General features: G+C 70.4%; 1 protein-coding gene. It reads right to left on the minus strand.

Annotation, left to right across the window (positions count from 1 at the left end; translation table 11 throughout):
• Positions 1 to 13,522 (minus strand): non-ribosomal peptide synthetase (locus HNV26_RS34350; RefSeq protein WP_436410073.1); only part of this gene is annotated, 13,522 nt, incomplete at both ends.

Raw genomic sequence — 13,522 nt, forward strand, 5'->3', positions numbered from 1 at the left:
CGGTGTCCTCCAGCATCCACCCCAGCCGCTCCTTCGGGTACGCAGGGTCCACCGGCACGTAGGCCGCCCCCGCCTTCAGCACGCCCAGCAGCGCCACCACCATGTCCACCGAGCGCTCCAGGCACACCCCCACCAGCGACTCCGGGGCCACTCCCAGCCCCCTCAGGTGGTGCGCCACCTGGTTGGCCCGAGCGTCCAGCTCCCGGTACGTCAGCCGCTCCGACTCGAACGACACCGCCACCGCGTCCGGCGTGCGCGCCACCTGCGCCTCCATTAGCGCGTGGATGGTCCCCTCGGAAGCGGGCGCCATCTCACGTCCCTGGAAGCCCTTCAGCACCTGCTGCTGTTCATCGTCGGGCAGCATCGGCAGCGCTTGAATGCGCGTTTGCGGATCGCGCACGACCGCCTCCAGCAGCGTGTGGAAGTGCCGTGTCAGGCGCATCGCCGCTTCGGGCGTGAAGAGGTCCAGGCTGAACTCCAGCCCTCCCTCCAGGCTCCCGTCGCCCAGCTCCATCAACGACAGGGTGAGGTCGAGCCGGGCTGTGTCCGTGCTGGACCGCAGTTGCTCGACCGTCACGCCCGGCAGTGACGGCGGCTGCATGGGCGCGTTCTGCAGGGCGAACATCACCTGGATGAGCGGCGATCTGCCGCCACCGCGCTCGCCGCCAACGGCCTCGACCAGCCGGTCGAACGGCACGTCCTGGCGCACGTACGCCGACAGGGACTCCTCGCGGACGCGCGCCACCAGCTCCGCGAAGGTCGGCGTCCCGTCCAACCGGGCCCTCAGGGCCAGCGTGTTGACGAAGAAGCCGATCAGGGGCTCCAGCTCGGACTGGGTGCGGTGGGCAATGGGGCTGCCCACGCAGAAGTCCTTCTGTCCCGAGTAGCGCGAGAGCAGCACTTCATAGGCCGCCAGGAGCACCATGAAGAGCGTGGCACCCTGGTCACGAGCCACCTTCTTCAGCGCCTCCGCCAGCTCCGCCGACACCGCGAAGAAGTGGCTCGAGCCACGAACGGTGCGGGTCGCGGGTCGGCCCAGGTCGCCGTTCAACTCCAGCGAAGGAACACCCATGAGGTGAGTCCGCAGCTCGGCCAGCTGCGTCTGGATGCCCTGCGACTGCACCCACTGCCGCTGCCACGCGGCGAAGTCCGCGTACTGCACAGGCAGGGGCGGCAGGGAAGACGGCTGGTTCTTACTGAGCGAGGCGTAGAGCGCGGCCACTTCCCGCACCAGCACGCCCATGGACCAGCCATCCGATGCGATGTGGTGCAGGCACAGGAGCAGTACGTGTTCGTCCGCGTCCAGACGAAGCAGCACGGTGCGGAGCAGGGGAGCCACGGCCAGGTTGAACGGGAAGCGGGCTTCCTCCGTCATCCGCTGCCGCACGCGCGCGTCGCGAGCTGGCCCCTTGAGCGAGGACAGGTCCTCCACGGGAAGATCCCAGACCTCTGGCGCCGGCTGGACGTGCTGCGTGGGCAGTCCCTCCGTCGCGGAGAAAGAGGTGCGCAACACCTCGTGCCGGGTCACGACTTCGGCGAAGGTGCGCCGCAGCACATCCACGTCCAGCGCCCCGGACAGCTTCAGGGCGAAGGGCACGTTGTAGACGGCATGTCCCTTCTGGAGCTGCGCGAGGAACCACAGGCGCTGCTGCGAGAAGGACAAAGGCAGCGCCGAATCCCGGGGCACTGGCAGCAACGGAGGCATCGCCGCGCGCGACGCCTGCATCATCAGCGCCTCAATGCGCTCCGCCAGACCCGCGAGCGTGGGCGCCTCGAACAGCGTCCTCAGCGGGACCTCCACGCCGAGCGCCGCGCGGATACGCGTCACCAACTGAGTGGCCAGCAGCGAGTGGCCTCCCAGTTCGAAGAAGTCGTCGTGTGGCCGCACGCGCTCGACGTGCAGCACCTCTCGGAACAGCGCCGCCAACTGCTGCTGGAGCAAGGGCAGGTCCGCCGCCTGGGAGTCTTCGACGGGCGACAGGTCCGGAGCTGGCAGGGCCTTGCGGTCCACCTTGCCATTCGGAGACAGGGGCAGGGTGCTCAGCGCCACCACGGCGTTGGGCACCATGTACTCGGGGAGCCGCTGGCGCAGGTGCTCCCGGAGGGACGCGGTGTCCACATTCTCCGGTGTCACGTAAGCCACCAGACGCCGGTCCCCCGGGATGTCCTCGCGCACCACGGCAATCGCCGTCTCCACCGCGGAGTGGTTGCGCAGCGCGGCCTCGACTTCCCCCAACTCGATGCGGAAGCCTCGCAGCTTCACCTGGAAGTCCACTCGGCCCAGGAACTGGAGCGTGCCGTCCGCCCGCCAACGCGCGCGGTCTCCCGAGCGGTACAACCGCGCCCCCGGAGGCCCAAAGGGATTGGGCACGAAGCGCTCGGCCGTCAGCGCGGGCTGGCCCAGGTACCCCCGCGCCAGGCCGTCGCCGCCGATGAGCACCTCACCGGGGACGCCCACGGGCACCGCCTGCATCGCCGAGTCCAGCACGTACACCTGGGTGTTCGCGATGGGCCGTCCAATGGAGACGGAGTCACCCACCGCTTCGCCCGGCGCCATCCGGTGGCACGCGGTGAAGGTGGTGCCCTCCGTGGGGCCGTAGCCATTTACCAACCCCACGCCCTGCGCCAGCCGCTCCCGGACGCGAGGCGCTGGCAGCACGTCGCCGCCAGCGAGCAGCTGACGCACCGTGCCCAGCGCCTCCGGCTGGTGCTGCTGCATCTGCTCGAAGAGCGCCGCCGTCAGCCAGAGCACCGACACCTGGTGCCGCACCAGCGCCTGTCCCAGCTCCGCCAGGTCCGGCGTCCGCTGCGGGTAGAGCACCAGGCGCGCCCCGTGCAACAGCGCACCCCAAATCTCCAGGGTGGACGCGTCGAAGGCCAGGGGCGCCAGTTGCAGCACCACCTCCGACGGCCCCAAGTCCACGAAGCGCGAGCCGATGAGCAGGCGCACCACACCCCGGTGTGGAATGGCCACGCCCTTGGGCATCCCCGTCGAGCCGGAGGTGTAGGTGATGTACGCGAGCTGCTCTGCGCTCACCAGCCCACCCGTCACGGGCGTCGACGGCTGGCGCTCAATCCGCCCCCATTCCTCATCCAGCACCACGATGAGCTGCGAACCGGCGGGCAGCTCATCCTCCAACGCGGACTCGGTGAGGATGGCGGCCACACCCGAGTCCTCCGCCATGAAGGCCAGCCGCTGCGCGGGGTACGACGCGTCCAGCGGCACGTAGGCGCCACCCGCCTTGAGGATGCCCAGCAGGCCCACCAGCAAGTCCAGGCCCCGGTGCAGGAAGACGCCCACGCGTGATTCGGCGCCCAGGCCCAGCGAGCGCAGGTGGTGCGCGAGCTGGTTGGAGCGCGCGTCCAACTCCGCATACGTGAGCGAGCGTCCCTCGTGCTCGACGGCGATGGCCTGCGGAGTCCTCAGCGCCTGCTCCGCGAAGAGCGAAGGCACGGTCGCGTCCACCGGATAGGCGGCCTGGGTGGCATTCCAGGCCGAGAGGACCTGCTGGCGCTCCGGGGCCTCCATCATGGGCAGCGCACCGAGCCGCTGCGACCCGGCCCCGTCCGCCACCGCCGACAGAAGCACCCGCAGGTGCTCCACCATTCGCCTGGCGGTGTCCGGGGTGAAGAGGTCCTGGCTGTATTCCAGCTGGCCTTCCAACTCACCGCCGCGCGCCCTCATCGCGAGCGTCAAGTCATACCGGGCCGTGTCCGTCGCGCTCGGCAACACGTCGACGTGGAGCCCCGGAAGCGACGGCGCTTGGATGAGGTCCGAGTTCAGGAGGACGAAGAGCGTCTGGAACAGCGGCGTCCGGGACAGGTCGCGCTCACCGCCCACGGCATCCACGAGCTGCTCGAACGGCACGTCCTGATGTGCGAAGGCGCCCAGGGCCTCGTCGCGGACACGGGCCACGAGCTCGGCGAAGGTCGGATTGCCGCTCAACCGGCAGCGCAGCGCCAGGGTGTTGACGAAGAAGCCAATGAGCCCGTCGAGCTCCGGCCGGGTGCGATGAGCCACCGACGTGCCCACGCAGAAGTCCGTCTGCCCGGAGTAGCGCGCGAGCAGCGCCTGCCAGCCTGCCATCAGCACCATGTACAGCGTGGCGTTGTGGGCCGAGGCCACTCGCTCCAGCCCAGCCACCAGCTCCGCGGACAGCGAGAAGAAGTACGACGCGCCCTTGGCGCTGCTGACCGCGGGGCGCGCATGGTCGGTGGGCAGCTCCAACGTGGGAACGCCCTCGAGCCGCGATCGCCACCAGTCCAGTTGTGGCGCCAGCGCCGGGCCTTCCAGTACGCGCCGCTGCCACACGGCGTAGTCCGCGTACTGCACCGTCAGCGCTGGCAACGGGGACTCACGCCCCTGAGACAGCGCCTCGTAGAGCGCGGCCACTTCCCGCACCAGCACACCCATGGACCAGCCGTCCGAGATGATGTGATGCATGCACAACAGCAGCACATGCACGTCCGGCCCCGTGCGCAGCAGCACCGTGCGTAGCAGCGGGCCCTGCTTCAAATCGAAGGCGTGGTGAGCCTCTTCTGCGATGCGGACCTGCATGGCCGCGTCACGGGCGTCGGGCTCCAAGCCGCTCAAGTCCTCGACGGGCAGCGGCCACTCGGCGGGCGCCGGGTGGATGCGCTGGACCGGTTGCCCCTCGCGCGTCACGAAGGTGGTGCGCACCGCTTCGTGACGGCGGACCACTTCCAGGAAGGTGCGCCGCAGGGCCTCCACGTCCAACATGCCCGTCAGCCGCAAGGCCGCGGGCATGTTGTAAGTGACCTGTCCGGGATGCAGTTGCTCAATGAACCACAGGCGGCGCTGAGCGAACGAGACGTCGAAGGTCGCCTCGCCCTGGGCCGGCCGGGGTAGGGACTCCAAGGGAAGCAAGGTGCTGGTCCGCGGCGCCGACTCCAGGCGCGCGGCGAGGCGCGCCACGGTGGGAGCCTCGAAGAAGGTACGGAGCGGCAGGTCCACGCCGAGCTGCGCGCGCAGCCGGGTCACGACCTGGGTGGCCAGCAGCGAGTGGCCGCCCATGAGGAAGAAGTCGTCGTTCAGGCCCACGCGTTCCAGGCCGAGCGCCTCGCGGAACAGGGCCGCCAGTTGCTGCTCCAGCTCCGTTCGAGGCTCCACGTAGTCCGCCGCTCCCAGACCGAGGTCCGGAGCTGGCAGGGCCTTGCGGTCCACCTTGCCATTCGGCGTCAATGGGAAGGCGTCCAGACCGACGAACGCGGACGGGACCATGTAGTCCGGCAGATGCTGGTGCAGGTATTCGCGCAGCGGAGCCACATCCGCCTGCGGGGGAACGACATACGCCACCACGCGATTGCCCCCGGAGCCGTCCTCGCGCACGACGACCGTGGCCTCGACGACAGAGGGATGGGCGCGCAGCACCGCTTCGATTTCACCCAGCTCGATGCGGAAGCCGCGCACCTTCACCTGGTGATCCAACCGGCCCAGGAACTCCAGCACGCCGTCCGGGCTCCAGCGGACGCGGTCACCCGTGCGGTAGAGCCGGGCTCCGGGGGCGGCGCTGAACGGGTGAGGCACGAAGCGCTCAGCGGTGAGGTCCGGGCGGTTCAGGTAGCCGCGCGCGAGGCCCGGTCCTCCCAGGCACAGCTCACCCGGCACGCCCACGGGCACGGGACCCAGCGCCGGGTCGAGGACATAGACCTCGGTGTTGTCGATGGGCCGGCCAATGGGGACGGAGCGGCCCACGGAGTCCCCAGGCGACAGCGTGAGCCGGGTGGCCATGGTGCTGCATTCGGTGGGCCCGTAGCCGTTGGTCAGGGTCCCCCCTCGCGCCAGCCGCTCCCGCGCCCGGGGGGCTGGCATCGCTTCGCCGCCCGTCAGCAGGTTGGGCACTCGCGCCAGGACCTCGGGCTGGTGCTGCTGCATCAGCTCGAAGAGCGACGTCGCCAGGACGAGCCACGACACCTTGTGCTCGACGATGAGCCGGGCCACCGCGTCCGGCTCGGGCGTCCCGGGCGGGTACACGACGAGCTTTCCGCCATTCAGCAGCGTGCCCCACAGCTCGATGCTGGAGACGTCGAAGGCCAATGGCGCGAGCTGAAGGGTGACTTCCTCGGGCGCCTGGGTCAGGAAACGGGAGCCCTCGCTCAGTCGCAGCAAGCCCCGATGCGGCAGGGCCACACCCTTGGGCGTTCCCGTGGACCCCGAGGTGAAGGTGGCGAACGCCAGTCCCTCTGGGAACACGGGAACCTGCACGGCCTCCGGGGAGTGACGGGCGATGTCCGCCGCATCCGCGTCCAACGCCACGACGTGCCACGGACCGTCCTCGAGGGAGGGCAACAGCGACTGCCACGTCAACACCGCGGCCAGGCGCGCCGTCGAGGTCGCGTGCTCCAGGCGCTTGACGGGCCAGGACGGGTCCAACGGCACGTAGCAGCCACCGGCCTTGAGTGCCCCCAACACCCCGATGACCAGCTCCAACCCGCGCGACGCGCACACGCCAATGCGGGCCTCCGGCGCCAGTCTCAGGGATACGAGGTGCCGGGCCAATTGGTTGGAACGAGCGTCCAGCTCCGCGTAGGTGAGCGAACGGCCCTCGAAGGTCACCGCGACACGCTCCGGCGTGCGCCGGGCCTGCTCCATGAAGCGCTGATGAACGGTGGTGTCGGCGGGGTAGGGCGCAGCCGTGTCGTTCCAGGCCACGAGCACTTCGTGGCGCTCGGCCTCGCTCCACAGCGGAACCGCGCTGATGCGGCGTGAAACGTCCTCCACGACGCCCTCGAGCAGCCGCTGGAGCTGCTCCACCATGCGGCGCGCGGTCTCCGGGGTGAACAGGTCGAGGCTGTACTCGAGCTCACCTTCCAGGCGCCCGCCGCGCTCGACCAGCAACGCTGACACATCGAACCGGGCCGTGTCCGTGCCCGTGCGCAGCACGTCGACAACCAGGCCCGGCAGCGTGGGCGGCTGCATGGGCGCGTTCTGGAGGACGAAGGCCGCCTGGAACAACGGGGTACGCGACAGGTCGCGCTGGCCCCCCATCACCTCCACCAGCCGGTCGAAGGGAACGTCCTGGTTCGCGAAGGCCGCCAGGGACTCCTCGCGGACTCGCGCCAGCAGGTCATCGAAACGCGGATCGCCGTCCACGTTCGCGCGCAGCGCCAGGGTGTTGACGAAGAAGCCGATGAGCCCTTCGAGTTCCGGCCTCGTACGATGGGCCACGGGCGTGCCCACGCAGAAGTCCGTCTGCCCGGAGTAGCGCGCGAGCAGCGCCTGCCAGCCCGCCATCAGCACCATGTACAGCGTGGCGTTGTGGGCCGACGCCACTCGCTCCAGCCCAGCCACCAGGGAAGGCGGCAACGTGAACGTATGCGTGGCCCCGCGCAGCGTGCGCACAGCCGGGCGCGGGTGGTCGGTGGGCAACTCCAACGTGGGTGCGCCCTCGAGCCGCGAGCGCCACCAGTCCAGCTGTGGCGTCAGCGCCGGGCCCTCCAGCACACGTCGTTGCCATGCGGCGTAGTCCGCGTACTGCACGGTCAGCGCTGGCAGCGCGGCCTCACGGCCCTGCGACAGCGCCTCATAGAGCGCGGCCACTTCCCGCACCAGCACGCCCATGGACCAGCCGTCCGAGATGATGTGGTGCATGCTCAGCAGCAGCACATGCACGTCCGGCCCCGTGCGCAGCAGCACCGTGCGCAGGAGCGGCCCCTTCTCCAAGTCAAAGGCGCGGTGGGCTTCTTCGACCATGCGGGCCTGCGCGGCCGCGTCACGGGCCTCGGGCTCCAAGCCGCTCAAGTCCTCGACGGGCAGTGGCCACTCGGCGGGCGCCGAGTGGATGCGCTGGGCCGGTTGACCTTCGCGCGTGACGAAGGTGGTGCGCACCGCTTCGTGACGGCGGACCACTTCCAGGAAGGTGCGCCGCAGGGCCTCCTCGTCCAACCGCCCCTTCAGCTGCAATGCCGCGGGCACGTTGTAGGTGAACTGTCCGGGATGCAGTTGCTCGATGAACCAGAGCCGCTGCTGCGCGAACGAGACGTCGAAGGTCGCCTCGCCCTGGGCCGGTCGGGGCAGGGGCTCCAAGGGAAGCAAGGTGCTGGTTCGCGGCGCCGACTCCAGGCGCGCGGCGAGGCGCGCTACGGTGGGGGCCTCGAAGAAGGTGCGGAGCGGAAGGTCCACGCCAAGCTGGGCGCGCAGCCGGGTCACGACCTGCGTGGCCAGCAGCGAGTGGCCTCCCAGTTCGAAGAAGTCGTCGTTCAGGCCCATGCGTTCCAGGCCGAGCACCTCGCTGAACAGGACCGCCAGTTGCTGCTCCAGCTCCGTTCGGGGCGCCACGAAGTCATCAGCCGCCAGACCGACGAGGTCCGGAGCTGGCAGGGCCTTGCGGTCCACCTTGCCATTCGGAGACAGGGGCAGGGTGCTCAGCGCCACCACGGCGTTGGGCACCATGTACTCGGGGAGCCGCTGGCGCAGGTGCTCCCGGAGGGACGCGGTGTCCACATTCTCCGGTGTCACGTAAGCCACCAGACGCCGGTCCCCCGGGATGTCCTCGCGCACCACGGCAATCGCCGTCTCCACCGCGGAGTGGTTGCGCAGCGCGGCCTCGACTTCACCCAGCTCGATGCGGAAGCCTCGCAGCTTCACCTGGAAGTCCACTCGGCCCAGGAACTGGAGCGTGCCGTCCGCCCGCCAACGCGCGCGGTCTCCCGAGCGGTACAACCGCGCCCCAGGAGGCCCGAAGGGATTGGGCACGAAGCGCTCGGCCGTCAGCGCGGGCTGGCCCAGGTACCCCCGCGCCAGGCCGTCGCCGCCGATGAGCACCTCACCGGGGACGCCCACGGGCACCGCCTGCATCGCCGAGTCCAGCACGTACACCTGGGTGTTCGCGATGGGCCGTCCAATGGAGACGGAGTCACCCACCGCGTCGCCCTGCGCCATCCGGTGGCACGCGGTGAAGGTGGTGCCCTCCGTGGGGCCATAGCCATTTACCACCCCCACGCCCTGCGCCAGCCGCTCCCGGACGCGAGGCGCGGGCAGCACGTCGCCGCCAGCGAGCAGTTGACGCACCGTGCCCAGCGCCTCCGGCTGGTGCTGCTGCATCTGCTCGAAGAGCGCCGCCGTCAGCCAGAGCACCGACACCTGGTGCCGCACCAGCGCCTGTCCCAGCTCCGCCAGGTCCGGCGTCCGCTGCGGGTAGAGCACCAGGCGCGCCCCGTGCAACAGCGCACCCCAAATCTCCAGGGTGGACGCGTCGAAGGCCAGGGGCGCCAGTTGCAGCACCACCTCCGACGGCCCCAGGTCCACGAAGCGCGAGCCGATGAGCAGGCGCACCACGCCCCGGTGCGGAATGGCCACGCCCTTGGGCATCCCCGTCGAGCCGGAGGTGTAGGTGATGTACGCGAGCTGCTCTGCGCCCACCAGCCCGCCCGTCACGGGCGTCGACGGCTGGCGCTCAATCCGCCCCCATTCCTCATCCAGCACCACGATGAGCTGCGAACCGGCGGGCAGCTCATCCTCCAACGCGGACTCGGTGAGGATGGCGGCCACACCCGAGTCCTCCGCCATGAAGGCCAGTCGCTGCGCGGGGTACGACGCGTCCAGCGGCACGTAGGCGCCACCCGCCTTGAGGATGCCCAGCAGGCCCACCAGCAAGTCCAGGCCCCGGTGCAGGAAGACGCCCACGCGTGATTCGGCGCCCAGGCCCAGCGAGCGCAGGTGGTGCGCGAGCTGGTTGGAGCGCGCGTCCAGCTCCGCATACGTGAGCGAGCGGCCCTCGTACTCGACGGCGACGGCCCGCGGAGTACGCAGCGCCTGCTCCGTGAAGCACTGATGGACGGTGGTGTCAGCGGGGTAGGGCGCAGCCGTGTCGTTCCAGGCCACGAGCACTTCGTGGCGTTCGGCCTCGCTCCACAGTGGCACCGCGCTGATGCGGCGTGAGGCGTCCTCCACGACGCCGCGGAGCAGCCGCTGGAAGTGCTCCACCATGCGGCGCGCGGTCTCCGGAGTGAACAGGTCGAGGCTGTACTCGAGCTCGCCCTCCAGCCGCCCGCCGCGCTCCACCAGCAAGGCGGTCACATCGAACCGGGCCGTATCCGTGCCCGTGTGCAGCACGTCGACGACCAGGCCCGGCAGCGTGGGCGGCTGCATGGGGGCGTTCTGGAGAACGAAGGCCGCCTGGAACAACGGGGTACGCGACAGGTCGCGCTGGCCGCCCAGCACCTCGACCAGCCGGTCGAAGGGAACGTCCTGGTTCGCGAAAGCCGCCAGGGACTCCTCGCGGACTCGCGCCAGCAGGTCATCGAAACGCGGATCGCCGCCCACGTTCGCGCGCAGCGCCAGGGTGTTGACGAAGAAGCCGATGAGCCCTTCGAGCTCGGGCCGCGTGCGATGGGCCACCGACGTGCCCACGCAGAAGTCCGTCTGCCCGGAGTAGCGCGCGAGCAGCGCCTGCCAGCCCGCCATCAGCACCATGTACAGCGTGGCGTTGTGGGCCGAGGCCACACGCTCCAGGCCCGCGACCTGCTCCGAGGACAGCGTGAAGAAGTACGAAGCGCCCTTACCGCTACGGACTGCGGGACGCGCATGGTCGGTGGGCAACTCCAGCGTGGGAGCGCCTTCGAGGCGTGAGCGCCACCAGTCCAGTTGCGGCGCCAGCGCTGGCCCCTCCAGTACGCGCCGCTGCCACGCGGCGTAGTCCGCGTACTGCACCGACAACGCGGGCAGCACGGCCGCTCGCCCCTGAGACAGCGCCCCGTAGAGCGCGGCCACTTCCCGCACCAGCACGCCGATGGACCAGCCGTCCGAGACGATGTGATGCATGCACAGCAGCAGCACATGCGCATCCGCGCCGGTGCGCAGCAGCACCGTGCGCAGGAGCGGCCCCTTCTCCAAGTCAAAGGCGTGGTGGGCCTCTTCGGCCATCCGGGCCTGCACGGCCGCGTCGCGGGCCTCGGGCTCCAGGCCGCGCAGGTCCTCCTCGGGAAGCGGCCATTCAGCCGGCGCCGGGTGGATGCGCTGGGCGGGCTGGCCCTCGCGCGTGACGAAAGTGGTGCGCACCGCTTCGTGACGGCGGACCACTTCCAGGAAGGTGCGCCGCAGGGCCTCCACATCCAACGGTCCCGTCAGCCGCAGGGCCGCGGGGAGGTTGTAAGCGGCCTGCCCGGGGTGCAGCTGCTCCAGGAACCAGAGCCGTTGCTGCGCGAAGGACGCCGCCAGTCCTTCATCAGCGGACCGACCGCGCTCCAGCGGGACCAGTGCCGGGACACCCGGTGCGTCGGCCAGTTGGACTTGCGATTCGATGCGCTCCGCCAGACGGGCCACGGTGGGCGCATCGAACAGGGTGCGCAGCGAGATCTCCGTGTTGAGCTGCGCGCGCACGCGCACGACCACCTGCGTGGCCAGCAGGGAGTGTCCCCCCAGCGCGAAGAAGTCATCGTTCGCGCCGACTCGGGACTGGCCCAGAATCTCACCGAAGATGCGCGCCACCTTCTCCTCGGTGGGCGTCCGCGGCGCGATGAAGGCGTCCGCGGCGCCCAGGCGCTCGGCCTCCGGCGCGGGCAGTGCCTTGCGGTCCACCTTGCCATTGGGAGACAAGGGCAGGGCGGGCAGCACCACGAAGGCGGAGGGCACCATGTGCGGCGGCAGCTTGTCCGCCAGCGCGTCGCGGAGACGGCTCACCGCCTGTGCACTCCGAGCCCCGCGCAGCGGATCGCTGGCAAGGCCATCCCAGGAGGTGACCTGCTTGGGTTCGGGGGCCAGGTCGAGCGTGCCCACCTCATCGGGGCGAGCGAACACCACGTCCAGCGCACCATCCCGGTGCGCGGAGGCCCAGCTCACCCGGACCTCGTAGCCAAGCTCCGAGCCCAGCACGTACAGGTCCTCCGGCTCCACGCCGCGGGGCCCCGGCCAGTCATGCAGGGCCTCGCGAAGCCCCGCCACCGTGGGTGGAGGCGTGGCGGCCAGCAGCTCAACGAGCCGAGTGGGCTCCAGGACTCGCGCGTTGGGGAGCCCACGCACGGCCAGCATTCCGGGCCGGGCGCTCAGTTGTTCGCGCAGTCCGTCCAGGGTGAGGCTGGCGCCGTCCACCCAGTCCGGCTTCGTGCTCCGGGCGGGAGCCTTGGCGGCGTCGCCGACGTGGAGGATGACCTCGTAGCGGAAGCGGCTGAGCTCGTTGTCGTAGCGCCCGTGCTTCGGCAGCACCTCCACGCGATGGATGCCCGGGATGCGCCCAGGCAGGGCGGTGAAGAAGGCAGGGGAGAGGACCAACTCCTTCTCCGCCAGGATGTCGCGCTGGACGCGGTAGGCGAACTGGGACGTGGCGACGGGGCCCGCGGTCCGGTGCAAGCGCACCGAGGCCCGGAAGGCTTCGAGCAGCTCCAGGCTCCGCACGTCGCCCAGGAACACCCGGCCCCCTGGCTTCAGGACGCGCACGGCCCCCCGAAGCACGTCGAGCAGGAACTCAGGGCTGGAGAAGTACTGGACGACCGAGTTGATGACGACCGTGTCGAACGAGCCCGGCTCCAGGCCAGAGAAGTCGTCCACGCTCCGGTGCAGCAGGTGCACGGAATCCAGAGCGCCGCCCATGCGCTCACGCTGGCGCTCGATGCGGTCCAGGGCGGGCCGGGCGAAATCGACGCCCCAGTAGGCCTCGCAGCGAGGCGCCAGCCGGTACAGGAGGAGGCCGGTGCCGCACCCCAGCTCCAGCACCCGCTTGGGCTGGAAGCTGAGGATCTGCGCCACGGTGGTGTCCACCCACTCACGCATCTGCGCGGGCGGCAGCGACTCGCCGGTGTAGCTGTCCTCCCAGCCGACGATGTTGAAGGTCGGGTCTTCGCTCTCCGTCGTCTCGCGTGCGTAGGCCTCGTCGTAGATGGCCTGCCACTGGGAGGACGCGTCGACCTCCTGCGCCGCCGCCGCATCGTCCAGGACGACGTAGGCCACCAGTCGCTGGTCACCCGTCGAATCCTCACGAGCCAGCACCACGGAGTCGCGGACGGCCCGGTCCGCGGCAAGCGCGGTCTCGACTTCACCCAGCTCGATGCGGAAGCCACGCAGCTTCACCTGGAAGTCGGCTCGGCCCAGGTACTCCAGCGTGCCGTCCGGCAACCACCGCGCCACGTCTCCGGTGCGGTACAGGCGCGCGCCCGGAATGCCGCTGAAGGCATCCGGCATGAAGCGCTCCGCCGTCAACTGCGGCCGCTGCCAGTACCCGCGTCCCACCTGCACGCCGCCAATGTGCAGCTCGCCCGGAATGCCCACCGGCGCCGGCTGCCCGTGCGCGTCCAGCACGTACAGCACCGTATTCGCCACCGGCCGGCCAATCGGCACCCGGTGGAAGTCCTCGCCACGAGGGCAGGGCCAGTACGTCACGTCTACTGCCGCCTCTGTCGGCCCGTAGAGGTTGTGCACCCCCACCGACGCGGGCAGCCGCGCGTACGCCTTCTTCACCAACTCCGCGCTCAACGCCTCGCCGCTGCACACCACCCGCCGCAGGCTTCCCAGCCCCTCCAGCCCGGGCTCCTCCACGAAGGCGCGCAGCATCGACGGCACGAAGTGCAC

The sequence above is a fragment of the Myxococcus xanthus genome, assembly GCF_013116825.1.
Taxonomy (GTDB): Bacteria; Myxococcota; Myxococcia; order Myxococcales; family Myxococcaceae; genus Myxococcus; species Myxococcus xanthus_B.